Raw genomic sequence first — 25,258 nt, 5'->3', positions numbered from 1 at the left:
CCAGAGACTGTGGCGCTACCGCATACGCCAGAGCATGAGCCGCCGAGGCAACTGTTGGGATAATGCACCGATGGAGCGAGTCTTCCGCAGCTTGAAATCAGAGTGGATACCGACCACGGGCTACCTGACCGGGCAGCAAGCTCAACGAGACATTGGCCAATACCTAATGGGCCATTACAACTGGATCCGGCCTCATCAGTTCAACGATGGACTAGCTCCAGCGAAAGCAGAAGAAAAACTCAAAACCGTGTCCGGGATGAGTTGACCACTACAAACCACCCAGGCGCTTGGCCATGCGCAAACTCCGTTTTAACCCGGCTCTGAAACTCGGCTATGCGAGCTATCCAAACTAAACCTTCACCTTCCCTCTGCCCGCTTTGATACCGCTACGCCTGGCCTTCCCCTCCAGGCGGCGCGTTTTGGAGCCGAGCGTGGGCTTGGTAGGCCGACGCTTTTTCTCGACCTTGCCTGCACTCACGATCAATTCGGCCAGACGCGTCAACGCGTCATTTCGGTTCTGCTCCTGAGTTCGGTACTGCTGAGCCTTGATGATCAATACACCATCATTGGTGATCCGGCTGTCTCGCGACGCCAGCAGTCGCCCTTTGTAGAATTCAGGTAATGAAGACGCGGGAATGTCGAATCGCAAGTGCACAGCACTCGACACCTTGTTGACGTTCTGCCCACCCGCGCCCTGGGCACGTACGTAGGTCAGTTCGATTTCAGCGTCCGGCAGTTGTACGGAATTGGAGATGGTCAGCATGAGGAGGCCCTTATGATTGAGCGCATTATCACAGCGACGGCCGCGCACCGAAATGACGCTACTTGAATATCCGATGCTTGGCCCTTGGGAAAGGTCAGTCGGAATCTGTCACCAGGGGCACGCGCCCTGCCCCCAGCGCTCACGGTCTTTGAGCGCCATCAGTGTTAGTGACAAACTGAGGCAAGCACCTGAGATCACCCACGCCCCTAGCGCATTCTCCAGTAACTCTAGACCCCGAGCCACGTTTACCTCGGTGTACAGCTGAGCGATTTGTAAGTCAGCGCCGCGCTGAGTCCCGGCGACAGGACGATTCGTGAACAAAATAAGGTCCAACGCTGGCACAATGCCGTGCTCGCACATTTGGGGTAAGCAGAGAAATGGAAGTCTTTGAAGAATTGCGCGCCTTTTTTAGCAGCGGCGCCTCTTGGTTGATTGCAGTTGCGCCGATACTTTATCAAGGCGCCAAGTGGGTTAATCGGCTCACCAAAGTTTGGGATTGGCATGACAAGCATTTTGTTCGCAAGCGCATGGCTCGGCTCAAGACCGCGAGGTCTGCGGCCTGTGATGACGAGCTCACTCGATATCTGGATGAAGCGCTCGATATTGAAATGTTCCGATTGGCCTCTGGGATTAGCGCCAGCCGCTCGCTGATGCAGTACATGCTCAGACTGGACAGCACTGGACGCTGGAGTCACGCGCAGCTGCGTAGCCTATCGAAGTTTGTAGTATGGGACCCTGCAGATGACAATTACAAAGTCGCAGTTGGTCATTTTGAGGGTGTCATCGCCTGGGTTGGAGCGATCGTGGCCGTCAGCTTGTGGATCACAGCTATGCTTTGTTTCTTGTCGCCTTTACTTATAGGCGAATTTTGGGCCGGGCTGATTAGCATTGGGATCGGTGGAGGCTTGCTGCTACTCGCTTATTTTCCTGCGAAAGATCTGGCAGAATACCTGCTTGCTAAGCGCGTTAGCCGTTATCTGGATAAACCCAACCCATTCGGTTGACAGGCCGCAGCGGGTTAGACCAAGCGGCAGCAACCATCCTACTGCCGCCTAGCCCCCTTCAAAAAGCAAATATGGCTAGCCACCGCAAGCACTCATACCGCCCAGGTCTCATGCAAATGACGCCATTTAACCCGCCCCGCCTCCAGCACCAACAGTGCCGTCGATACCCGCACCGTCTGGTCCTTACCCTCGGCGTTATGTATCTCCCGATAGCTGACCAACGCCCCGTCAGCCCATTGATGCAGGGTTTCCAAGTCCTTTAGCTCAATGTTCAGCCCCGGCAGACTGCCCGCGTTGCGCTCAAATAGCTGCTCCACATCCCGCAGCCCGATTTGCAGCCCTGCGGGTGAAACCATCGAGAAATCCGGTTCGAACCGCTGCATCATCGTATCAACCGAACCCTCGCCTCGCGCAAACCGTGCTTCGATCAGTTGGTGCAAGTCCACGACTTCTTGAAGATAGCTATTCATAAGGGTTTCCTAACCAAAGATGCGTAGTGATCGGCAAATGAATGCCGCCTCACCGCAACCCAAACCCCATCCGCTTCAGCTCATCGAGCAACGCTTCCCGCCCATGCAAGCTGGCAACGCTTCGCAGCCGGCTGACGACCTGCTCCGACCACCCCGACGCCTTCATGCCTTCACGTTGGTAGAACGCCCCCAGGCGCTCGTCGTAACGGGCCAGCAAGCTCTGCTCCTGAGCGGTCGAGTACGTCTCATGATGCAGGACGGCCTCCTGCGGTAGCCGCGGCTTGACCTTGGCGGGCCGGTCGGCAGAGGGATAGCCGACACACAACCCAAACGCGGGATAGGCATGCGCGGGCAAGTCCAACTCCGCGGCCACCCCTTCGATGTCGTTACGAATACCGCCGATGTAAACGGTCCCAAGTCCCAGAGACTCCAAGGCGACGACCGCATTCTGCGCTGCGAGGGCCGCATCGATGGTGCCTAGCAACAAGCTTTCCAGGTAAGGCAGTGCTTCGAGCGCCACGTCATGCTGCTCGCCAATGCGCGACACCCGTGACAAGTCGGCAAGCCAGACGAGAAACAGCGGCGCTTGGTGGATGTAAGCCTGATTGCCTGCCAGAGCCGACAACCGCTGCTTGCGGCCGGGATCCTGAACGGCCACCACGCTCCAGACCTGAAGGTTGGAGGACGTAGACGCAGATTGAGCAGCGGCGATCAAGGCGTCCAACGTCCCCTCAGGCAGCGGTCGGTCCGCAAATGCACGGACGCTGCGATGGTCGAGCAACTGCTCAATCACGGCATTGCATTGGCTGAGCGGCGATACCTCTTCGGTACCATAGCGAGCGACCAGTTTTGCTCGGCTATCGGCTGTCATACAATTCCTCCAAAAAGATAGGAGGCTATCAAAAAAAGGCGTCCTGCACATAGCAGGTGTCATAGTCTCCAAGCCTACCGGCTGGATCAGGTACCCTGTGCCGACTGACTTTCAACTCAATCGATAATGGACAATCAGCGTGGCGACACCTTCGCTTGCACCTCGAGAGGTCTACCAGATACTGCGTGATATCGCCCTCGGGATTCGGGATTTACAGCGTGTGAGCGAGCCACGCTGGGCGGAAATGGCGTGTGGGTCCATGACTGTGCAAGCGGACGGGTGGATGCTTACCTTTTGCAATGAGGAGGGTGCGCTGGATCACTGCATCCGCTGCTCCAGCCCCGATGGCCGTGCTTACCAGTTCGATACTCACCACCCTTACGGCACCAACCCGGTGGCGTTGATGAGCACTTGGGAGCATGCGCAACTGCTGCGGTTACTTGGGGCGGCCTAGCCCCTGAACGCGGAGTCTCGCCAGCGCCCGTTCCCAGCACCGGGCGATCTCATCACCCACCGCCCCGCTGCGCGGAACTGCCGGCTCGAACGACCGCACCCTGACGTGTTCGATCAAGAACTCGTCCGTCCAGCCTGCCCACTCGCCGGCCATGGACCTGAGATTCCACTGCAAGGCCGGATACAGTTCATGCCACAAGATGCTGTGCAGTTGATCGAGTGTATAGGGGCTCTGGGTCATGACACTTGCCACCCACGCCAGGCTCGCCTCGGTCAGTTCGGTGTCCAGGAAGAACTGCGACAGGGCTTGCCAAGCGTGCAGGCGGCTCTCGTCTACTCTTTGCATCGGTAAATGCTACCACTGCTCTGCTAGCGTCACGGGCACGCGTAGCGGCGCCAGGGGGCCATCGCGCTGACCGCACATCTCGTCATGCACCACATGCTGCACCAGCATGCACGGCACAGGCGGTACATCGGCCAGCAGCTCGCGCACCTCCGTCATTGACCGCAGTCGCACCGCCTGCCCTTGGGCATCGCTGAACGTCTGCGGCCCGTCGGCCGTCAACGCACGCAGGACGTAAAAGCCGCCTTCGAGCGACAGCAATTCAAGTTCATTGACAGTACCGGCAGTGGCCAGTTGCTTCAGTTGCTCTAGGTTCATGGCAGATACTCCATCCGGCAGGCACGGCCTGCATCGGGCTTGATGGAAAATGTCGAGCGCTCGCACTTATACAAATCCAGCGCCTTGTATAAGGATGCCGACGCGCTGCGGTCGTTCCGTATCGATTGCAAAACTCAACCAAGGGTCGCGAAACTATCTGCACGGGCTTGGACTCAATCGTGACGATGCCGCAGCGCTCCAGCCTGCATACGGCCTATCTGTTGAGGAAGAATAACCACCATGATCGCTCGCTGGCGTTGGGCACTTGCGCAAATGACGAAAAGGCTGTGGTTTCGCGCCAGCCTGTTTTCCCTGATCGGCGTACTCACCGCGCTGCTGGCCATCGCCTTGCGCGACATGGTGCCAGCGTCGTTGCCGGCGAAAGTCGGGGCCGACTCGGTCGACAAGATCCTGGGCATCATCGCCTCCAGCATGCTGGCCGTAACCACGTTTTCGCTCAGCACCATGGTGTCGGCCTACAGCGCCGCCAGCAGCGGCGTCACGCCTCGTGCGACTAGCCTGGTGATGGAGGACGCCACGACTCAGAATGCCCTGGCGACGTTCATCGGCTCTTTCCTGTTCAGCTTGGTGGGCATCATTGCCCTGAGTACGGGCATTTACGGCGCTCAGGGCCGTGTGGTGCTGTTTGCAGTCACCTTGGTGATGATCGTACTGATCGTGTACACCCTGCTGCGCTGGATCGACCACTTGTCCAAGCTTGGCCGCGTTGGGGAAACCATCGACCGGGTTGAAGATGCGGCCATTGCAGCGCTCAAGCGCCGTGCGCAGTGGCCTTACCTGGGTGCGCAGCCCTACACCACTGCTACGCAGGTCGATCCCGAGGCTGTCCTAGTTCTCTGCGAGGACATCGGCTATGTACAACACGTCGATGTCAGTGCCCTCGCCCACGCAGCCGACAAGCACAATGCCGTGATTTACCTGGAGGTGCTGCCGGGCAGCTTCGTGCACCACGGTACGGTGCTGGCGCGCGCCGTCCGTGCAGGCCAGGCCGCCGAAACCACAGATCTTGTAGATGAGGTGCTGGCTGCAGTAACGCTCGGTGCACGGCGTACCTATGGTCAGGACCCGCGCTTCGGGCTCTCGGTGCTGGCAGAGATCGCCTCACGCGCATTGTCTCCCGCGACCAACGACTCTGGCACGGTCATCGACGTCATAGGCCGTGGGGTACGCTGCTTTTCCACCTGGGCACGGCAAGCGGCCGATACCACGACCGACGGCCAGTGGCAGAACGTGCATGTGCGCGGTTTGACAGTCGACGACATGTTCGATGACTTCTTCACCCTGATTGCACGGGACGGTGCTGGCTTGCTGGAAGTGGACATCCGCCTGGTGAAGGCCTTGGCGAGCCTGGCGCAGATCGCGCCCGATCGGTTTGGCCAAGCTTGCATCACGCATGTGGACCTGTTGCTCAAGCGGGCCGAACAGGCATTACCGTTGGAGGAGGACAAGCAGCGCTTGCGGGCGCTGGTCCGAAGTTTGGAATGGCCCCGGGCACGGCTGTCCTGAAATTACCTGAGGATCTGACCGTTCATCGCCTGTGCCGCATAAATGAGCACTCCACACAATGGGGACTTTTATTTCACCGAATTTTCACGTTGCCGAGTGGATTATCAACTCATCCCCATGAGAAAGACTTAAGCCCGACTAGCAGCGGGCTTTCTTTTGCCCGCTCGACAAGCCCCCTTCCTGAAATCCCCCCTTCCTTGCCTGGCCCATGGCGAAGGCCAGGCTGAACCGTAGTTAATGAACTCAGGTCAATTGATCACAAGGTGGCGACGGAGGGCGCTCGATGGAGTCATTCGATCTGCAAAGGATGCTGCTGGGTGACTTGCCCGTCACGTTCCTGATGGAAGTGATGATGCGCGTGGTTGCGGCCTTTCTCGCCGTGTTTCTGTTTCTGAAGTTCAGCGGCAGGCGTGGCATCAAGCAGCTCTCGCGCTTCGAACTCGTCGTCATCCTGACCCTGGGTTCTGCTGCAGGCGATGTGACCTTCTACGAAGATGTGCCATTGTTACCAGTGGCCCTGGTGTTCGTCACGCTACTGCTCCTGTATCGCGGCACGATCTATCTGATGCGTCGCAGCAAGATGTGCGAAGCCTGGATTGACGGGCTCCCGATCACCGTCGTCAAGGACGGCCAATATGAAATTCACTCGTTGCGCAACCTGAACATCTCCTCCAACGAGTTGTTCATGGAACTGCGTCAACAAGGGGTTGAGCACCTTGGCCAGGTGCGGTTGGGTTTGCTGGAGACGGACGGCGAACTGAGCCTGTATTTTTACGAGGCCAAAGACACTCGGCCAGGTTTGTCCGTGCTGCCGCCCGAGCACCGTCCAGAATACGACTCTCCACCGTCTCCAGGCCTGTATTGCTGCGTTAGCTGTGGCCTGCCAGTGCAGCATCAGCTGCATGACGTGATTGCCTGCATGCGCTGCGGTCATCGCAGTTGGTCACCTGCCCTGCAGACAACGCGCAACCGTTAACCGTCCGGACCCTCAAGGTTGTTGAGCAAGCGCCAGGTTACAACTTGGGCTGGAGCTGCAAACAAAAGCTTAGCGATAACGATTCCCACTCGCTATAATTCTGCGCTTTGTAGCACGCCAATTCACTGTCGTCCCAATTCCTTGATCAGGTTCTCACATGCCCTTCCCGAATTTTGCCCGCAAGCCTGCGCTGCACACCGTTGTCTGGTTGCCCCTGGGGTTGGTCGCAAGCGTGGCCTCACCGCTCGCACTTGCTCAGAACGCGCTGGAAATCCCGGTGCCGGTTGCACAACCTGTGAATACGGCCGGTACCACTGGCGCGGTCCTGGAGCTTGAAGAAACCGCAGTTTCGGCCAGCGCAGACGCCTCCAAGGATGGCTTGGTTCCTGAGTATGAAGGGGGGCAAGTGGCCCGGGGCGGGCGCGTGGGTATCCTGGGCAACAAGGACTACATGGAAACGCCCTTCACATCCACGTCCTATACCAACCAGCTGATCCAGGACCAGCAGGCGCACAGCGTGGCGGACATCCTGCAGAACGACCCCTCCGTGCGGGTCGCCCGTGGTTTCGGCAACTTCCAGGAACTGTATGTCATGCGGGGCTTCCCGCTGTATTCCGACGACATCGCCTATAACGGCCTGTATGGCCTGCTTCCGCGTCAATACGTTGCAGCGGAGTTCATCGAACGGGTCGAGGTATTCCGCGGGGCCAACGCCTTCCTTAATGGCGCCGCCCCCGGCGGTACCGGCATTGGCGGCGCCATCAACATCCTGCCCAAGCGCGCCCCGAACGAATCCCTTACCCGCTTGACCGCTGGGGTTGAAAATCGCGGCTTCGGTACCGTTTCGGCTGACGTGGCGCGCCGCTTCGGGGAGCAGGATCGTTTTGGCGTTCGCATGAACGTGGCCAAGCGCGACGGGGAAACGTCGGTACAGGACCAGGACCGCTCCCTGGACATGTTCGCCCTGGGCCTGGACTACCAGGGCGAACGCCTGCGGCTTTCGGCCGACATTGGCCACCAGTACCATTTCATCGATAACCCGCTGCCCAGCGTCACCCCTACAGGCCGCGTACCTAGCCCGCCGGATGCCGACAAGAACTACGGCCAGCCCTGGACGTACTCCAAGGAAAAGCAAACATTCGGTACCTTCCGTGCCGAGTATGACCTCTCCGATGCGCTCACCACCTGGGCTGCCATCGGCATGCGCAAAGGTGAAGAGAAGAACGTACTGGCCAACCCCTCCTCCGACGCCAACGGCGTGACCCGCTCTACGCGCTTTGACAACTACCGGGAAGAGACCGTGGCTACCGGTGAGGTGGGCATGCGCTACACCCTGCAGACAGGCCCGGTGTCGCATCAGTGGGTGCTGTCCGGCTCGGTGTTCGACAACAAGGACCGTAATGCCTGGGCGGGTAATTTCAGTGGTTTTGCCAACGATCTCTATGACCCTGTCTACGTTCCCAAACCCGACAACACCAGTTTCAGTGGCGACATGTCCGACCCGCATGTGACCGCCAGGACCCGTACCCAGAGCCTGGCTATCGCCGACACCCTGGGGTTCTTCAACGATCAGCTGCAGATCACCCTGGGGGCCCGTCGACAAGGGCTCGACGTGACAGGTTACGATTACAACTCCGGCGACAAGACATCCAAGTACAACCGCTATGAAACTACGCCCGTTGCCGGCGCGGTGTACCAGATCAACGAGCAGTTCTCGGTTTACGCAAACTACATCGAAGGCTTGACCAAAGGCGACACAGCCGGCGCCACCACTACCCTGCCTGACGGTTCCACAGCCCCGGTGCTCAATGCCGGTGCCTCACTGGCGCCCTACGTGGCCAAACAGACCGAAGTGGGTGTGAAGTACGACGGCGGTGGCCTGGGTGGCAGCCTGGCGGTGTTCGAGACGCGCAAGCCGGTCGGCATCGTCGAGGATCAGGTGTTCAAAGATGGCGGTGAACAACGCAACCGCGGGATCGAGTTGTCGGTATTCGGTGAGCCGACGCCCGGCGTGCGTCTGCTCGGTGGCGTCACCCTGCTCGATGCCGAACTCAGCAAGACCCAGAACGGTCAGGACGACGGCAACCAGGCCATCGGCGTGCCTAAAACCCAGGCCAACATCGGCGGCGAATGGGACGTGCCGGGTGTGAACGGCCTGACCCTGACCAGCCGCGTGGTCTACACCGGCCGTCAATACATCAACAACGCCAACAACCTCGAGATTCCTTCGTGGACGCGATTGGACCTGGGGGCCCGCTACGGCTTCAAGGTAGACGAGAAGGACGTCACCCTGCGTGCGCGTCTGGACAACGTGGCCGGTCGTGACTATTGGGCCTCCGCTGGCGGGTATCCAGGCTCGAACTACCTGGTACTCGGTGCACCACGTACGCTGTCTCTGAATGCCTCGGTCGATTTCTGATCGCGCCAAGGTCGTACAACCTGGGGGTTCCCCGACGGCGAGCGTTGCGGCATGCACCTTTCAGGGCTGCCCCGCAGACCATCGCCGTTGAGCCGGGCGCTTCACGACTTCAAATTGTTGCAGGCCTCTGGTTTGAATGCTCACGGATCGAGCACCAACGCGTTTTCACTCCTGAAAAACAAAGTATTAATTCTTCAAGCCTGTTTTTCTGCGCAATCGATAGTAATAGCCTAGGCAGGTACCTTTTCAACCAAGGCCCTCCCCCATGAAATCTGTCGTTTACTCGCAGCCTGGCTTGCCCCTGCAAGACCCTCAATCTCTCTATGATGCAGACCTGCCCGTACCGTCCCCCGGTGCGCGAGACCTGCTGGTCGAAGTCAAGGCCATCGCAGTCAACCCGGTCGACACCAAGATTCGCGCCAGCCGTGGCGGTGACCAGCCGCAAGTGCTGGGTTGGGACGCGGTCGGCATCGTCCGTGAAGTGGGCGAGCAGGTGACCCTGTTCCAACCAGAGGATGAGGTGTTCTACGCCGGCGCCATCGACCGCCCCGGCTGCTACAGCGAATTCCATCGGGTGGACGAGCGCCTCGTTGGGCGCAAGCCATCTAGCCTGGATGCTGCCAGCGCCGCTGCGCTGCCATTGACGTCCATCACTGCGTGGGAGCTGCTGTTCGACCGCCTGCGCCTCGAAGAAAACGGCGGTCAGGGTCAGCACCTGCTCATCATCGGCGCTGCCGGTGGAGTGGGTTCAATCCTGGTGCAATTGGCCCGCCAGTTGACTGGGCTGACCGTGATCGCTACGGCTTCCAGGGCCCAGACGCAAGCCTGGGTGAAGGACTTGGGCGCGCACCTAGTGATCGACCACTCGGCCCCACTGGCCGCCCAGCTCAGCGCACACGGTGTCGCAGCGGTCGATCACGTGATCAGCCTGACCCATACCGACACTTACCTTGAGCAACTCATCGAGGTACTGCGCCCGCAAGGGCAGCTTGCCTTGATCGATGACCCTGCGCAGCTGGATGTGGTCCCACTCAAGCGCAAATCCTTGTCGCTGCACTGGGAGCTGATGTTTACCCGTTCGCTCTATCAGACGCACGACATGATCAAGCAGCACCAACTGCTCAACCGCATCAGCGAAATGGTCGACACCGGTGTGCTCAAGACGACGGTGGGCGAACATTTCGGGACGATCAATGCGAGCAACCTGAAACGGGCGCACGCGGTCATCGAGAGCGGCAAGGCCAGGGGCAAGATCGTGTTGGAAGGCTTCTGAACCCAGTGGCCTGAACGATGGGTTCAGGCGTGCAGCAGCGGCGTGACGGCCTCCACCAACTGATCGACGGCGTCCGCCACGGTGCCTTCATTTTGACAAAGCAGCCAGCCGTGCTCGTGTGCAGCGTGCTTGAACGCCTGGGTACTCGCCATCTGCTCCTCCAAGGTATGGATGACCGTGCTGCCCAGGCCCCGACGGCGGGACGCAGCCCTCGTCCAGGACGTTTGCGCCGTGGTGAGCACCGCGATGTGCAGGTCAGGCACCTGCACGCCGCGTTCGATGTTCAAACGCAACACCTGGTCGAATGGCACGTTTCGGCGAAACGCCGCGTCCGATGGGTACCAACGGTCAATCAGGACAATGCTGTCGCCAGGTTGACGCGGCAGTACGTGGCGGGTGATCCAGGCGCGGCTTTCGGCCAATCGCTCGCAGACCTGCCACTCAACCGTTGGCGAAGGCTGCCTGGCCAGCTGATTGACCAACGTCATGGTCTGCGCGCGCTGTGGATCATTGTTGCCCTCGCACAGCCTGACCACTTTGTTGCCTCGGGCCCGTAACGCCTGGGTGAGTGCTTCGAGCAGCGTGGTCTTACCAGTACCCTTCGGCCCGTCCATGGCGATGAAAAGCGGGCGACTCATGTGCGTGTACCTCCAAAATCAAGGGCCGCATGAAACCACCGAGGCCAGTCACACACAAGCGCTGGCACCGCGTGCAGACAACTGACACCCTCAAAACTGCTATCCGGGGCACTCACTGGCTATGCCGTACGCGGGTGTGCTGATAGGCTGACGGCGGCAGCCGCGCAGGCAGCCTTTACATCATCTACAGGCATGGCTAATGACCCTCGACCCACAGGTAAACCTGAGTAATTGCGACCGCGAACCCATTCAGATTCCCGGCAGCATCCAGCCCCATGGCTGCTTGCTGGCCTGCGACGCCACCGCAACCGTGGTCCTGCGTCACTCGGTCAATGCGCCGAAATTACTGGGGGTCACGCTGCCGCTCAATGGCCGTAAACTCGATGACGTAATTGGCGGGGAACTCGCCCATACCTTGCGCAATGCCCTGGCCCGTATCCGCGAAGGATCGCGCCCGGCGTTGAGCTTTGCAGTCGCCCTGCCCGATGGCCGGCGTGTAGATGTGTCGGCGCACCGCTTCAAGGGCAGCACTCTCCTGGAGTTCGAGCCTGCGGGCCAAAAAGTTGCAGAACCCATCGAGCTTGCGCGCACTTTGATCGCGCAGCTGCGCGAAATCGACCAGACCGACCGCCTGTTCCGCGATGCCGCGCGTTTTGTGCGTGCAGTACTGGGCTACGATCGGGTAATGATCTACCAACTGGGAAGCGATGGCGCCGGCAAAGTGATTGCCGAGGCCAAGCGCAGCACGCTCGAGAGCTTCCTGGGGCAGTATTTTCCCGCATCGGACATCCCGCAGCAGGCACGCGCCTTGTACCTGCGCAACCCGATCAGGGTCATCCCTGACGTGCAGTTCGAGGCGGTGGCCCTGGAGCCTGTGCTGGACCCTTCGGGCGAGCCGTTGGACCTGTCCTATGCCCACCTGCGCAGCGTGTCTCCCATCCACTGCGAATACCTGCAGAACATGGGCGTGGGCGCCACCATGTCCATCTCGATCATCGTCAATGGCGCGCTGTGGGGGTTGATCGCCTGCCATCACTACTCACCACGCAACCTGACCATGGGGCGACGCGTGGCGGCCGAGATGTTTGGCGAGTTCTTCGCCCTGCACATCGAAACAGTGCGCAGCCGGCAACAACTCGAAGCGGCCGTGCAGGTGCACGACACGCTCGACCTGATGCTGCGCGATGCCAACCATGCCGCCGACATGCACAGCTTCTTCGAAGACCGGCTGCCAAGGCTGATGTCGCTGATCCCGTGTGATGGCATCGGCATCTCCCTGCAAGGGCGTTGGTCGAGTGCCGGTACCGTTCCGCCTAGAGCTTGCGTGCCTGAACTGCTGCGCTTCGCCGAAAGCGTGGCCGAAGCCAGGACGTGGGCATCGAACAGCCTTTCACTGGCCCATCCGGCGGCCCAGGCCTACTTCAGCGACGTGTCGGGCGTGCTGCTCATCCCCATTTCGCAGCGCCCGCAAGACTACATCATGTTCTTTCGCAAGGAGGTGGTGCAGACCCTCGACTGGGCGGGCGACCCCAACAAGACCTATACCAGTGGCGCGATGGGCGACCGGCTGACGCCGCGCACGAGTTTTTCCATCTGGAAACAGACTGTGCACCAGCAGTCTGCGCCATGGACGGAGCAGGATCGACAGTTCGGGGACGCCATTCGTACGGCCATCGTCGAGGTGCTGCTGCACAACAGCGAACTGCTGGCCAGCGAACGCTCCAAGGCCGAGGTGCGCCAGCGGGTGCTCAACGAAGAGCTCAACCACAGGGTCAAGAATATCCTGTCGCTGATTGGCGCACTGGTTGCCCATCCCACGGCCGAGGGCCAGACGCTCAAGGGTTACGTGAACACCTTGCAGGGCCGCATCCAGGCCCTGTCGCTGGCCCACGACCAGGTCGTGCGGGGTGATGGCGGTGGGCGCCTGGCGATGTTGCTCGATGCCGAATTGTCGCCTTACCGCACGGCTATTGCCGACATCGTCATGCAAGGACCCAACGTGATTCTCGATGCCAGGGCCTATTCGGTGATGGCGCTGGTGCTGCACGAGCTGGCGACCAACGCGGCCAAGTACGGTGCGCTGTCGAGTCCAGGGGGGCGGCTGTCTGTGAGCTGGGCGATCGATGCTGCAGGCGCCTGCGCCATCATCTGGCAGGAAAGCGGCGGCCCGCAGGTGCAGGTGCCCCGGCGCCGCGGCTTCGGCTCGGTACTCATCGAGCGCAGCATCCCGTTCGATCTGGGCGGTACCAGTAGCGTGGAGTACTACCCTGATGGGGTGCAGGGCTTGTTCACGCTGCCAGCCAGGCACCTGGCGGTTGCCGAGTCCGAGCCTGCGCCTGCTGCTGCTGCGCCCATGATCGATTCCTCTGACCCATTCGCCGCACGACCTGGCCTGAGCGTGATGATCCTGGAGGATCAGTTGGTCATTGCCATCGGCCTCGAGCAAATTCTCAACGACGCCCACATCGAGCATGTCATCACGGCCAGTTCCGAGCAGGAAGCTTTGCAGGTTTTGGAGCGGCACTCACCCGACGCCGCCATTCTCGATGTGAACCTGGGGCGCGGTACGTCCATTGCCGTGGCCGAGGCATTGATGCGTCGGCGCATCCCTTTCCTGTTCGCAACCGGTTATGGCGATGGCATCAGTATTCCCGCGCACCTGAAGCACATTCCGGTCACACGCAAACCTTATGACATGAGTACCATCGTGATGAGCCTTCGTGGCCTGCTCGAACCGCAGGACTGAAGACGCTCAAGACGGCGGCCATTGCGGCCGCCGTACACAGCCTGAGATCACATCCACGCATCCTGCTGCAGCTGGTCAATGCAGCAGGATGATCGACTCGGCGATCAGACGCAGCGTGTGGGCACGCTTCAGATCGCCAGCGCCCGCTCGCGCAGCTCGCTGTTGAGAATGCGGTCGTTCTCGCTGTAGTCGACCGGGCAGTCGATCACATGAACGCCTGGGGTGGTGATGCAGTGCTCCAGCAAGGGCAGCAGGCCCTCGGCGCTTTCGACACGGTGGCCGGTGGCGCCGTAGGCTTCGGCGTACTTGACGAAGTCCGGGTTGCCATAGTCCAGGCCGAAGTCGGTGAAGCCCATGTTGGCCTGCTTCCAGCGGATCATGCCGTAGCCGTCGTCACGCAGAATGACCACGGTGATGTGCATCCCTAAGCGCACTGCGGTTTCCAGTTCCTGGCTGTTCATCATGAAGCCGCCGTCGCCGCATACCGAGATCACCGGGCGGTCCGGGTAGACCAGATGCGAGGCCATGGCCGATGGCAAGCCGGCACCCATGGTCGCCAGGGCGTTGTCCAGCAGCACCGTGTTGGGCTTGTGAGCCTTGTAGTTACGAGCGAACCAGATCTTGTAGATGCCATTGTCCAGGGCCACGATGCCCTCGGAAGGCAGTACGCGGCGGATGTCGGCCACCAGGCGTTGTGGGTAGACCGGGAAGCGGTCGTCGTCGCCGCCTTCGGCGATCTGCGCCTCGTTGGCTTCACGAATCGCCATCAGGCGGGTGAAGTCCCAGTGCGCGGTGTCGGTCAGTTGCTCGCTGATCTGCCACACGGCGTTGGCGATGTCACCGATCACTTCGACCTGAGGGAAGTACACGGCATCGACTTCGGCGGAGCGGAAGCTGATGTGGATGACTTCGGTGCCGCCACGGACCATGAAGAACGGTGGCTTCTCGATCACGTCGTGACCGATGTTGATGATCAGGTCGGCCGCCTCGATCGCACGGTGCACGAAATCGCCGGACGACAACGCCGCGTTGCCCAGGAAGCGTGGGTGACGCTCATCGACCACGCCCTTACCCATCTGGGTGGTGATGAACGGGATGCCGGTCTTGTCGATCAGCTGCTTGAGCACCTTGGCGGTCATCTTGCGGTTGGCGCCGGCACCGATCACCAGAATCGGGCTGCGCGCTTTATGCAATTTTTCCACGGCTGCGTCGATGGCCACGTGCTCGGCCAGCGGGCGACGGTGCAGGCTGCGCGGGATAGGCAGGGCATCGGTCTGCTCGGCGGCGATGTCTTCAGGCAGTTCCAGGTGCACAGCACCCGGCTTTTCTTCCTCGGCCAGGCGGAAGGCTTCGCGCATGCGGGCCGGGATGTTGTCGGCCGAGGCGAACTGGTGGGTGTACTTGGTGATGGGGTCCATCATGCCGCACACGTCGATGATCTGGAAACGGCCCTGCTTGGACTTCTTGATCGGCTTCTGCCCGGTGATCATCATCATCGGCATGCCGCCGAGATACGCATAGGCGCTGGCGGTGACCAGGTTGGTGGCGCCGGGGCCCAGGGTGGACAGGCTGACGCCGGTCTTGCCGGTCAGCCGACCGTAGGTGGCGGCCATGAAGCCTGCAGACTGTTCATGGCGGGTCAGTACCAGCTTGATCTTCGACTTGCGCAGGGATTCGAGCAGGTCGAGGTTTTCTTCACCAGGAATGCCGAACACATACTCGACACCTTCGTTTTCCAGGCATTGCACAACGACATCGGCGGCCTTGGCCATTTAATGTACTACCTCAAGATCCAGGGAGGATGCAGCCGGCTGGCTGCGTGACTGAGATGTTGCAGGATGTCTCAGTGCCGCGCATCGTAGGCCTTGGCGTTAATAATAGTAAATATATTGTTATGATGCTGAGCATCACAAAACGTTATCAATTCCGGAATACCTCAAATGAATCTCAAGGCGCTGCGTTGTTGCGTTGAAATCGTCCGCCAGGGCAGCTTCACCAAGGCCGCTCAGCACCTGCACATCGCCCAGCCGGCGCTGAGCATGGCTGTGACGCGTCTTGAAGAAGAACTGGGCGTCAGTCTGTTCAACCGCACCACGCGCAAGGTGGTGCTGACGGTGGAAGGCGAGCAGTTTCTGCCCCGCATCGCATCAGCGTTGCGGGAGATGGACGTGGCCCGCCAGGCGTTGCGCGACATGGCCGACCTCAAGCGCGGCGAAGTGAGGCTGGGGATCCCGCCCATGTTCGGCCTGCACTATGTGCCCGGGCTGATGAACGCCTTTCGCCGGCTTTATCCCGGCATCGCCATGACGGTTTTCGAGGGCAGCGCCGAAGACATTGGCCAACGCCTTGAGCAACGGGAAATCGACCTGGCGCTGCTCGAGTCTCGCCGCGTGCCCTCGGACAAGGAGTCGATCCTGTTGGGTAGCGATGAGATGCTGGCCTGCATGCACCCGGATCACCCCTACGCCAGCAAGGCAAGCCTGACCGCCGAAGATCTGCGCAACACTGACATGGTGGTGTTCGACCGCACATTCGTACAGCGTCAGCTGCTCGACGCCTTCTTTGCCGAACACGGCATCACTTACCAAGTGGCATTGCAGAGCAATTTCGTCTCGTTGGTGGTCCAGGCCGCCCTGGACAACATGGGCGTGGCCACATTGCTGCGCTCAGTGCAATTGAGAACACCAGGGATCGTTGGCGTGCCGTTCGAGCCTGCCCAGCAGATGAGTTTTCGGCTGTGCTGGCGCTCGGGTGAGTACTTGTCGCTGGCCAGCCAGCGCTTCATCGATTTTGCCGGACAGAGTCAATATCTGGATCGCTAGCGGCCTGGAGTACATCTGTACTCCAGGCCGCTCGACGCTGTCTGCGCCCACATAGCTTCGTTAATTGGGTCGGCTAGTGAGTCAGCGCGCCTCGACGCACCGTTCGCGTCTCCATTATCATCACTTGAACGTTTCAGCATGTTTCAAGGAGCCAGATGTCTGTTCTAGAACCCTCCCCACTGCCCGGTAAAAGTACCGTCGTAAAGATGGAAGCCGCCATGGCATTGGGCAGCTTCGCCATTGGTACCGGCGAGTTCGCCATCATGGGTCTGATGCCGGATATCGCCAGCAACCTCAACTTGAGCGAACCGCAGGTCGGTCACGCCATCAGCGCTTATGCGCTAGGGGTGATGGTGGGCGCACCCACCTTGGCCATTCTGGGCGCCAAGGTTCTGCGCAAGCACATGCTGCTGATGCTGATGGCCCTGTACGCCCTGGGCAACCTGGCCACTGCCTTCGCACCGTCGTTTGGCGGTCTGATCGCGTTTCGCTTCATCAGCGGCCTGCCCCACGGCGCGTACTTCGGCATCGCCGCAGTCGTAGCCTCCAGCATGGTGCCCAACAACCAGCGCGCGGGCGCCGTGGCCCGGGTCATGATGGGGCTTACCCTGGCCATGTTGCTGGGCAACCCGATCGCCACCTTTCTGGGCCAGTACTTCGGCTGGCGTTCGGCGTTCGTGTTGGTCGGCCTGATCGCCGTTTGCACCATCGCGATGGTGTGGCGCTTTGTGCCCCAGCGTCATGATGAGGTGCGCAGTGACCCGCGCAAGGAACTCAAGGCCTTCACCCTGCCCCAGGTATGGATGGCGCTGGGCATTGCGTCCATCGGCTTTGCCGGCATGTTCTGCGTGTTCAGCTACCTGGCCCCGACCATGCTCGAGGTGACCCGCGTGGCGCCCCAGTGGATCCCGTTCGGCCTGGCAGCCTTCGGCCTGGGCGGCATCGTCGGCAACATCGTGGGCGGCAAATTATTCGACCGCTTGCAGTTCCGCGCCGTGGGGCTGGTGCTGGCGTGGTCAGTGTTGGTCCTGCTGTTCTTCACCTTTGCCGCGGCGAACCTGTGGAGCCTGCTGTTGGGCATTGGCCTGGTGGGCACCATGATCGCCCTGGCAGCGCCTTTGCAAATCCGCCTGATGGACATCGCGCACGAAGCCCCAAGCCTTGCAGCGGCCTCGAACCATGCCGCCTTCAACCTGGCCAACGCCCTGGGCCCATGGCTGGGTGGCATGGCTATCACTGCGGGGTTGGGCTGGACCAGTACAGGCTACATCGGCGCCGCCATGGCGCTGCTGGGCCTGGGACTCTATGCGGTGGCGCGGCGCATGAAAGGCGGCGCTTGAGACAGAGGAGAGCACCGCGCTGATGGTGTGCCTGGCGGTGGCGTGGCCGGCGCACCAGTACAGCCCGTTGCCAGAAGCGGGCCTTGCCAAACGGCCGGCACGGGCTAGTACCCTAAACCCCACCTAACCCCTCTCAGACCCACCACTGCCGAGCCTGCTCATGTTCGATTGGGAAGACCTACGCCATTTCTCGACTTTCTGCGCCACCGGGTCGCTGTCTGCCGCCGCCAGGGTTCTGTCAGTCGACCACGCCACCGTCGCTCGGCGGATCGCCTCCCTCGAAGCTTCGCTGAATCTGAAGCTGGTCGACCGCCGCGCACGGGCCTATGTACTCACCGACGAAGGCGAACGCGTAGGTGAGTTGGCCGGCCAGATGGCCGCGTCGTCCTTCGCCCTCGAACACTTCGCCAGCGCCGGTCAACAGACGGTAGAAGGTGAAGTGGTCCTTTCGGCGCCGCCCGCCCTGCTGGGCAGCATCATCGCCAGGCGCCTCGGGGACCTCTACCAGCAATACCCGCAGCTGCGGCTGCGGTTGGTCGGCAGCAAGTCCCGGGCATCCTTGGCCAGGCGCGAGGCCGACATCAGCATCGTCTTGTCACGGCCCACCGAGCCCACCCTGGTGGTCAGTCTGCTCGGTCACCTGGATTACCGTTTGTATGCCAGTGCCGATTACCAAGCCAGCGGTTCGGCACGGCGATACATCGGTTATGACGCCTCCCAGGCCCATTCGCCGCAGCAGCAGTGGCTCAACCGCCAGGCGGGCGCGCAACCCTTTGCCCTGCTGAGCAACGACCTGCGCATTCAGGCCCAGGCCTGTGCCGGGGGGATCGGCATCGCTTGCCTGCCCGCCTTCATGGCCCATGAGCAAGGGTTGATCGTGGTGGGGCTGCCTGAGCAGACCATGAGCATCGAGATCTGGCTGGCGGTGCACGAAGACGTGCGCGCCACGCCGCGCATAAAGGCAGTGACCGATTTCCTGCACCAGCAGGTCAAGCCCCTGTTGCGCTTGTGAATTCCTGCATGTCCCACTTGCAGCAACAGGGAATGTGCCTGCATGGCCAACAAGGGTACGCTGCACCTATTCAAAGGCTGACGAGGACACACTGATGCAATACGTGAAACTGGGTACCACCGGGTTGGACATTTCCAGGTTGTGCCTGGGCTGCATGACCTTCGGCGAGCCGGATGCCGGCACGCACCCCTGGACACTGGGCGAAGAAGCGAGCAGACCTATCATTCGCCACGCCGTTGAGCAAGGCATCAACTTTTTCGACACGGCCAACAGCTATTCAGCGGGCACTTCCGAGGTGATCCTCGGCAAATTGCTCAAGGAGTTCACCCGGCGTGACGAGACGGTGATCGCCACCAAGGTCTTCTACCCAGCCAACATGTGGCAAGGCGTCAGCCGTCCCAACGAGCAAGGGCTGTCGCGCAAGGCGATCATGACCAGTATCGACGCCAGCCTCTCGCGTTTGGGCACCGACTACGTCGACCTTTACCAGATCCATCGCTGGGACTACACCACGCCCATCGAAGAGACCATGGAAGCGCTCAACGACGTGGTCAGGGCGGGCAAAGCGCGCTATATCGGCGCTTCGTCGATGTACGCATGGCAATTTGCCAAGGCGCAACAGGTAGCCGCCAGCAACGGCTGGAGCCGTTTCGTGTCGATGCAGAACTTCCTGAACCTGCTGTACCGCGAGGAAGAGCGCGAAATGATTCCGCTGTGCCTGGATCAGGGCGTCGGGCTGATGCCCTGGAGCCCTATGGCACGGGGTCGCCTGACACGCCCCAATGGCCAGCAGACCGAGCGGACTCGCACTGATCTGTCCGGACAGTCATTCTTCGAAAACAGCGAGGAACAAGACGGGCGGGTCATCGACGTGGTCGAACAGATTGCCCAGGAACGCGGCGTGCCGATGGCGCAAGTGGCGCTTGCCTGGGTACTGGGTAAGCAAGGGGTCAGCTCGCCCATCGTAGGTGCGTCCAAGCCTGCGCACCTGGACGACGCGTTGGCCGCTATCGACCTGCACCTGACGGCTGAGGAAACCGCTCGGCTCGAAGCACCCTACGTGCCCCATGCAGTCACCGGTTTCAAGTAGCCTCAGCGTACGATAAAACCCATTGGCCACCCCTTTTCCTACACGTGGTGGTCAATGTGTGCTGTCTGCTCTGGGTAGAAGTACTACAATGCACGCCCCTGTAATCTGTGTGCTGTTTACCCATGAAATCATTGCGTTACGCCCTTCATCTACTGCTGATTCTAAGTGGCTATACCTGGGCTAATCCGCCCTCCACCTTTGCTGAAGCCAAGGTCGTGGCAAAGCAGCAGGTCTACATGGACCAAGGCAAGAGCGCCATGGGCGAACTGTACTGCGGCTGCCAATGGACATGGGTAGGCAAGTCAGGCGGAAGGATCGACGCGGCTTCGTGTGGGTACCAGACCCGAAAACAGCAAAACCGCGCCGAGCGCACCGAGTGGGAGCACATCGTGCCAGCCCATACCTTCGGTAACCAACGCCAGTGTTGGAAAAACGGCGGTCGGGAGCATTGCGTGGACAGCGACCCGGTATTCCGCGCCATGGAGGCCGACCTCTTCAACCTCTACCCAGCCGTGGGTGAGGTGAACGGCGACCGCAGCAATTTCAACTATGGCATGGTCAGTGGTAATCAAGGCGAGTATGGCCAGTGCACGACCAAGGTGGATTTCGCCCAACGCGCGGCCGAGCCAAGGGATGAGGTCAAAGGCCTGGTCGCCCGTACCACGTTCTACATGTTCGATCGTTACCGCCTGAACATGTCGCGCCAACAGCAACAACTGCTGATGGCATGGGACCGCCAGCACCCCGTCTCAGCCTGGGAAAAAGAGCGCGACCGACGCATCTCCGCCATCATGGGCCACGCCAACCCGTTCGTCACGGGCGAACGCCAATGGACGCTGAACTACACACCCACGGGCGATGGCGTTCAGCCGTCATTGGCGGCGCCAGTCCGTACCTCCGCCGCTAGCCAAGCCCCGGTGGGCGCCGTGCTGGGCAACCGCAACAGCCACGTGTATCACTTGGCTGCCGGGTGCCCGGGCTATCACCAGGTCGCGCCCAAGAACCAGGTCGCGTTCGCGACCGAGGTAGAAGCCCAGGCGGCGGGCTACCGAAAAGCCGGCAACTGCCGTTGATCCACCACCCTCAGCGGCGGCTTATCAGCCATTGACCGCGTTGGCCGGGCGCCTACCCGCCAGCGCGGCGAGCAGGTTGTCCACGGCGCAACGCGCCATCGCTTGCCGAGTTTCTTCTGTGGCCGAACCTATGTGCGGGGTGGCCACTACGTTGTCCAGCCGGAGCAAAGGCGAGTCGGCCGCCAATGGCTCCTGAACGAATACATCCAGGCCCGCGCCGCGGATGCGCCGTGTTTCAAGGGCATCGATCAATGCCTGTTCGTCCACGACCCGCCCTCGGGAGATATTGATCAGGATGGCCTCAGGCTTCATCAGCGCCAGCTCCCCGCGCCCGATCAGCCCTTCGGTAGCTGCGCTCAACGGGACGGTGAGGCAGACGAAATCTGCCTTCGCCAATAGCTCGTCCAGAGCAAAGCGTCTGGCCCCGTAGCGGGCCTCGACGTCAGGCTTGGGCCGCTGGCTGTGGTAGATCACCTGCATGCCGAAACCAGCGGCCGCTCGCCGCGCCAGCGCCTCACCGATCCGTCCCATGCCGACGATGCCCAGCGTCTTGCCGTGCACGTCGCTGCCGAACTGCGCAGGACCAAGGCCCGATCGCCAGTGACCGTCGCGTACCCAGTTGGCCAGTTCCACCACCCGCCTGGCGGTGGCCAGGATCAGTGCGAAGCCGGTGTCGGCCGTGGTTTCGGTCAACACATCGGGGGTGTTGGTAAGCACGATACCGCGTCGATCAAGGTCGGCGATGTCATAGTTGTCCACGCCCACCGAGACACTGGAAATGACCTCGAGCTCGGGCGCCAGGTCAAGCAGGCTGGCATCCAGGCGCACACTGGCGCCCAGCACCCCGTGGGCGCCAGGCAGCGCATCACGCAAGCGCGCCATGCCATCGGGACGGGCCAGGTCGACGGTGGTGACCTCTGCCGCGGCCTGAAGGCGAGCGAGCAAGTCGGGGGACAACGCCTTGTACAGCACGATGCGTTTTTTCATGTCGGGTTCCTGGAAGGGATGGCCGGGCGCAGGCAAGGTGTCTTGGCACGCCCGGAGGTGGTTGAGTTGTTCAGCGCTGCGGTCAGGGCGACGGCGCACAGCAGCGCGCCGCACATGAACAGGTACGAGGCCGCAGGGCTACCCGTGGCACCGTTGAGATAGCCCACCAGCCACGAACCACCGAACGAGCCCAGCGCACCCATGCTGTTGATCAAGGCCATGGCGCCACCGGCCACGTTGGCCGGCAGAATCTCGGGCACGATCGCGAAAAACGGGCCGTAGGGGGCATACATGCAGGCCCCGGCGACCACCAGCAGTGCATACGACAGCCAGAAGTGCTCGGTCCCCAAAGCGTAGGAGCCGTAGAACGCGAGCGCTGCCACCAGCAGCGGTGGCCACACGAAGCGCTTGCGCCGTTGCATCCGATCGGAGGCCCAGGAGACGCCCACCATCGCGATCACTGCTGCCAGGTAGGGTACCGAGGCCAGCCACCCGGCCTCGACGATGTCGACGTTGGCTGCCTGCTTGAGGATCGAGGGCAGCCACAGCACAAAACCGTACACGCCAATGCTCCAGCAGAAATACTGCAGTGACAGAATGATCACCTGCGGCGAGCGGAACGCCTCTCGGTAGTTCTTGACCGGCTTGATGCCCTGCTGCTCTGCCGCCAGCGCCTGTTGCAGATCATTCTTCTCCTGCTCGCTCAGCCATGAAACCTGCGCAGGCCGGTCATCGACCAGGCGCCACCAGCAAAACGCCCAGATGACCGCCGGCAAACCCTCGATGATGAACATCCAGCGCCAGTCGAAATGCTTGATCAGGTAGCCGGACACCACCGACATCCACAGGATGGTCACTGGATTGCCCAGCATCAGGAAGGTATTGGCGCGCGAACGTTCCGCCCGGGTGAACCAGTGGCACAGGTAGACCAGCATGGCCGGCATCACCGCCGCCTCTACCACACCCAGCAGAAAACGGATGCCAATCAGCATGTACACGTTGCTGACCATGCCGGTCAGCGTGGCCAGCCCACCCCACAGGATCAGGCAGACGAAAATGAGCTTCTTGACGCTGCGCTTTTGGGCGTAGATAGCCCCCGGTACCTGGAAGAAGAAGTAGCCCAGAAAGAACAGCGCACCCAGTAGCGAGGACAGCACAGGGGTGATGTGCAGGTCTTCGGCCATGCCCGATGCGGCTGCGAAGCCGTAGTTGGCACGGTCCAGATAGGCAAGGCTGTAGGTGACGAACACGATGGGGATGATGTACCACCAGCGGCGTGGCGCCAGGCTTGTACGTTTCATGGTGAGTTTCTCCTGAGCTTGTTGTTTTTGTGCGACAGGTGATTCAGGCCGTGCGTATTTCAGGGTTTTGTGGGGATTCGTATGCCGTCAGGTCCTGCCGGTGCGGCAAGCCCTCCATATCACCGCGCGACTGCACCGCGCGGCTGCCGCACCAATTGCCGCGGGCAACGGCGTGCTCGACGGGCTGGCCTTCAAGCAAGGCGCTGAGCACACCGACGGCGAAGGCATCGCCAGCGCCCACGGTATCGACCACGCAGGGCGCAGGTACGGCCGCGACTTGGCCCTCCTCGTTGGCACTGCGGTAGTAGGCGCCCGCCTCGCCCAGCTTGATCACCACCAGGTCCACACCAAGGTCCAGGTAAAAGCCGGCGATCTCGGCAGGTGTCTGCCTGCCCGTGAGCAGGCGGCCCTCCTCCAGCCCCGGCAGCACCCAATTGGCCTGGGCAGCAATGGCGTTGATCTCGGTGATCATGCGCTGTTTGTCGGGCCATAGCGTCGGGCGCAGATTGGGGTCGAATGAAAGGGTGCGACCGGCTTTGCGCATCTGGCTGACCAACGCCTGGGCAAGCCCCCGACAGCCGTCCGACAGCGCCAGCGGAATGCCGGTTACGTGCAGGTGGCCCGCGCGCAACCAGGCCGGATCCAGCATCGAAGCGCTCATGTGGCTGGCTGCAGAGCCACGCCGGAAATACTCGACGACAGGGTCACTGCCGTCATCGCAGCGCGCCTTCAGTTGAAAACCCGTCGGATGCGTTGGGTCAACCTGCACATCCGCGCAGTCGATCCCCTCTGCGCGCAAACTGTCGAGTACGAAGCGCCCCAGCGAGTCGTTGCCGACCCGGCTGATCCAGCGCACGCCAAAGCCAAGCCGCGACAAGCCGATGGCGACATTGCTGTCGGCGCCGGCAATGCGTTTGCCGAAACGCCCGACCTGTGCAAGATCCCCCACATCATCGGCCACGAACATGGCCATGGTCTCGCCGAAGCACAACACGTCATGATCAGGCATGGCTCAGCTCCCGTGCGCAGTGGCGCGCACCCAGTGCGGACAGTTGATGTACGTGGCTGCGCGTCACGGTCAGCAAGTCTTCGCCAAGCAGCGGGTATTCCACAGCACGCATGACCCCAGGTGTGAAATGGGCCAGGATCTGCTGCCAGTGCTCAAGATCGGGCGCCTGAGGTGCAGCGGCAGCCAGTCGCCCACCACCATGGCGAGTCACTGCTTTGCAGTGCACATACTCAACCCATCGCCCAAGAAGGCTGGCGGCTTCCAGCACCGGCTCGTCCAGCCACTGCCAGTTGCCGATGTCGAACGTCATGCCGACCCGCACGCCGCACGCGTGTGCCTGTTCGAAAAAGCCCACGAGCGGCGCGATCCGCCCACCGTGCTCAGTCTGGTCGTTCTCGACCAGCAACACGGGGCCGTCCTCGGGTAGCACCGCCCGCAATACCTGCATGTCGACGCCAGCTCGGTAATGCCCCAAAGACACTTTCACCGCTACAGCCCCAAGTGCCTTGGCGATGCGCAGCTTGGCACCCAGTTCGGGCGCGGGCGTACCCTCTGCGCACCAAAGCTCCAGCGGTGTGGAATAGAGGCACTGCAGCCCTGCACCGGCGATGAATGCACCCAAGGCAGTCGGGTCGGGCTGGCATGAGAACAATTCCTCACGTAACTCAACGCGGCTTGCCCCAGCGCTTGCCAGCAGATCGATGAACTGCTCCTGGCCGCGTTGTCGGACGAAGTCTGCGCCGTAGCTGGACAGGCTGATGGAAACAGGATTTGCATGCATTGTTATTGTCCTATGAAACCGGTTTCATTTTTGAACGTCAGG

24 protein-coding genes are annotated in these 25,258 nt (G+C 61.2%); 13 read left to right on the top strand and 11 right to left on the bottom strand.

Annotation, left to right across the window (positions count from 1 at the left end):
* Positions 1 to 265, top strand: a 265-nt coding sequence (locus CRP40_RS15875) for an integrase core domain-containing protein (RefSeq protein WP_141400911.1), incomplete at its 5' end; no start/stop codon positions are given.
* A gap of 84 nt (positions 266 to 349) precedes the next feature.
* Here CRP40_RS15875 and arfB read toward each other — a convergent pair.
* A complete protein-coding gene (arfB, locus tag CRP40_RS15870; protein ID WP_027914978.1) occupies positions 350 to 763 on the bottom strand; it encodes an alternative ribosome rescue aminoacyl-tRNA hydrolase ArfB in 414 nt (137 codons plus the stop codon).
* Positions 764 to 1,140: 377 nt separating this feature from the next.
* On the opposite strand from arfB, the gene CRP40_RS15860 reads away from it, so the two are divergent.
* Complete coding sequence (locus CRP40_RS15860; protein ID WP_027914976.1) at positions 1,141 to 1,767, top strand: hypothetical protein; 627 nt, start codon at positions 1,141 to 1,143, stop codon at positions 1,765 to 1,767.
* Between the two features lie 92 nt (positions 1,768 to 1,859).
* On the opposite strand, the gene CRP40_RS15855 is transcribed toward CRP40_RS15860, so the two are convergent.
* Positions 1,860 to 2,207, bottom strand: a complete 348-nt coding sequence (locus CRP40_RS15855) for a nuclear transport factor 2 family protein (RefSeq protein ID WP_176505842.1) — start codon at positions 2,205 to 2,207, stop codon at positions 1,860 to 1,862.
* A gap of 79 nt (positions 2,208 to 2,286) precedes the next feature.
* Complete coding sequence (locus CRP40_RS15850; RefSeq protein WP_027914974.1) at positions 2,287 to 3,108, bottom strand: NADPH-dependent oxidoreductase; 822 nt, start codon at positions 3,106 to 3,108, stop codon at positions 2,287 to 2,289.
* Positions 3,109 to 3,367: 259 nt separating this feature from the next.
* Here CRP40_RS15850 and CRP40_RS22240 point away from each other — a divergent pair, with 259 nt between their 5' ends.
* On the top strand, positions 3,368 to 3,562 hold the full coding sequence (locus CRP40_RS22240; protein ID WP_225806694.1) for a hypothetical protein: 195 nt from the start codon (positions 3,368 to 3,370) through the stop codon (positions 3,560 to 3,562).
* On the opposite strand, the gene CRP40_RS15840 is transcribed toward CRP40_RS22240, so the two are convergent.
* Both CRP40_RS15840 and CRP40_RS15835 read right to left on the bottom strand, forming a co-directional pair.
* A complete protein-coding gene (locus CRP40_RS15840; protein ID WP_027914972.1) occupies positions 3,545 to 3,907 on the bottom strand; it encodes a hypothetical protein in 363 nt (120 codons plus the stop codon). The two genes, CRP40_RS22240 and CRP40_RS15840, sit on opposite strands and share 18 nt — an antisense overlap.
* A 9-nt stretch (positions 3,908 to 3,916) precedes the next feature.
* Positions 3,917 to 4,222, bottom strand: coding sequence for a DUF6482 family protein (locus CRP40_RS15835; protein ID WP_027914971.1), 306 nt, complete (start codon positions 4,220 to 4,222; stop codon positions 3,917 to 3,919).
* 240 nt (positions 4,223 to 4,462) lie between these two features.
* On the opposite strand from CRP40_RS15835, the gene CRP40_RS15830 reads away from it, so the two are divergent.
* The 4 genes from CRP40_RS15830 (at position 4,463) to CRP40_RS15815 (ending at position 10,417) form a co-directional block, all read left to right on the top strand.
* Positions 4,463 to 5,749 carry a DUF2254 domain-containing protein gene (locus tag CRP40_RS15830; protein WP_027914970.1) on the top strand — a complete coding sequence of 429 codons (1,287 nt, stop codon included), beginning with the start codon at positions 4,463 to 4,465 and terminating at the stop codon, positions 5,747 to 5,749.
* 283 nt (positions 5,750 to 6,032) lie between these two features.
* Positions 6,033 to 6,725, top strand: a complete 693-nt coding sequence (locus CRP40_RS15825) for a DUF421 domain-containing protein (RefSeq protein ID WP_027914969.1) — start codon at positions 6,033 to 6,035, stop codon at positions 6,723 to 6,725.
* A gap of 157 nt (positions 6,726 to 6,882) precedes the next feature.
* Entirely contained in the window at positions 6,883 to 9,144 is a 2,262-nt protein-coding gene (locus tag CRP40_RS15820; RefSeq protein WP_027914968.1) for a TonB-dependent receptor, read from the top strand.
* Positions 9,145 to 9,409: 265 nt separating this feature from the next.
* Positions 9,410 to 10,417 (top strand): zinc-binding alcohol dehydrogenase family protein, encoded by a 1,008-nt coding sequence (locus tag CRP40_RS15815; protein WP_027914967.1) that lies wholly within the window; start codon positions 9,410 to 9,412, stop codon positions 10,415 to 10,417.
* Positions 10,418 to 10,440: 23 nt separating this feature from the next.
* On the opposite strand, the gene CRP40_RS15810 is transcribed toward CRP40_RS15815, so the two are convergent.
* A complete protein-coding gene (locus tag CRP40_RS15810) occupies positions 10,441 to 11,055 on the bottom strand; it encodes a dTMP kinase (protein ID WP_027914966.1) in 615 nt (204 codons plus the stop codon).
* 199 nt (positions 11,056 to 11,254) lie between these two features.
* Between CRP40_RS15810 and CRP40_RS15805 the strand changes: the two genes are divergently transcribed.
* Entirely contained in the window at positions 11,255 to 13,801 is a 2,547-nt protein-coding gene (locus CRP40_RS15805) for an HWE histidine kinase domain-containing protein (protein ID WP_027914965.1), read from the top strand.
* Between the two features lie 128 nt (positions 13,802 to 13,929).
* Here CRP40_RS15805 and CRP40_RS15800 read toward each other — a convergent pair whose 3' ends face one another.
* Entirely contained in the window at positions 13,930 to 15,573 is a 1,644-nt protein-coding gene (locus tag CRP40_RS15800; protein ID WP_027914964.1) for an acetolactate synthase large subunit, read from the bottom strand.
* 168 nt (positions 15,574 to 15,741) lie between these two features.
* Here CRP40_RS15800 and CRP40_RS15795 point away from each other — a divergent pair, with 168 nt between their 5' ends.
* The 5 genes from CRP40_RS15795 to CRP40_RS15775 all read left to right on the top strand — a co-directional run bounded on the left by CRP40_RS15795 (position 15,742) and on the right by CRP40_RS15775 (position 21,138).
* Positions 15,742 to 16,623: a LysR family transcriptional regulator gene (locus CRP40_RS15795; RefSeq protein WP_027914963.1), complete on the top strand. Its 882-nt coding sequence runs from the start codon at positions 15,742 to 15,744 to the stop codon at positions 16,621 to 16,623.
* Between the two features lie 155 nt (positions 16,624 to 16,778).
* On the top strand, positions 16,779 to 17,963 hold the full coding sequence (locus tag CRP40_RS15790) for an MFS transporter (protein WP_027914962.1): 1,185 nt from the start codon (positions 16,779 to 16,781) through the stop codon (positions 17,961 to 17,963).
* 160 nt (positions 17,964 to 18,123) lie between these two features.
* Positions 18,124 to 18,975: a LysR family transcriptional regulator gene (locus CRP40_RS15785; protein WP_027914961.1), complete on the top strand. Its 852-nt coding sequence runs from the start codon at positions 18,124 to 18,126 to the stop codon at positions 18,973 to 18,975.
* 94 nt (positions 18,976 to 19,069) lie between these two features.
* On the top strand, positions 19,070 to 20,065 hold the full coding sequence (locus CRP40_RS15780) for an aldo/keto reductase (RefSeq protein WP_027914960.1): 996 nt from the start codon (positions 19,070 to 19,072) through the stop codon (positions 20,063 to 20,065).
* 122 nt (positions 20,066 to 20,187) lie between these two features.
* Positions 20,188 to 21,138, top strand: coding sequence for an endonuclease (locus CRP40_RS15775; protein ID WP_027914959.1), 951 nt, complete (start codon positions 20,188 to 20,190; stop codon positions 21,136 to 21,138).
* A gap of 24 nt (positions 21,139 to 21,162) precedes the next feature.
* On the opposite strand, the gene CRP40_RS15770 is transcribed toward CRP40_RS15775, so the two are convergent.
* From CRP40_RS15770 to CRP40_RS15755, 4 genes are read right to left on the bottom strand one after another with little or no spacing between them, the layout of a single operon-like run.
* Positions 21,163 to 22,125, bottom strand: coding sequence for a D-glycerate dehydrogenase (locus tag CRP40_RS15770; protein WP_027914958.1), 963 nt, complete (start codon positions 22,123 to 22,125; stop codon positions 21,163 to 21,165).
* Positions 22,122 to 23,426 carry an MFS transporter gene (locus CRP40_RS15765; RefSeq protein WP_028687445.1) on the bottom strand — a complete coding sequence of 435 codons (1,305 nt, stop codon included), beginning with the start codon at positions 23,424 to 23,426 and terminating at the stop codon, positions 22,122 to 22,124. The genes CRP40_RS15770 and CRP40_RS15765 overlap by 4 nt, the downstream gene beginning before the upstream one ends.
* Before the next feature lie 43 nt (positions 23,427 to 23,469).
* Complete coding sequence (locus CRP40_RS15760; RefSeq protein WP_027914957.1) at positions 23,470 to 24,435, bottom strand: sugar kinase; 966 nt, start codon at positions 24,433 to 24,435, stop codon at positions 23,470 to 23,472.
* Complete coding sequence (locus tag CRP40_RS15755) at positions 24,428 to 25,216, bottom strand: AP endonuclease (RefSeq protein ID WP_027914956.1); 789 nt, start codon at positions 25,214 to 25,216, stop codon at positions 24,428 to 24,430. Before CRP40_RS15755 ends, CRP40_RS15760 begins: the two co-directional genes overlap by 8 nt.
* Positions 25,217 to 25,258 lie beyond the last annotated feature (42 nt).

It is taken from the genome of Pseudomonas sp. URMO17WK12:I9 (assembly GCF_900230165.1).
In the GTDB taxonomy this organism is placed as follows: Bacteria; Pseudomonadota; Gammaproteobacteria; order Pseudomonadales; family Pseudomonadaceae; genus Aquipseudomonas; species Aquipseudomonas fulva.
Note: the sequence above shows the minus strand (reverse complement) of the source record. Positions and strands in the feature narration are given on the sequence as shown.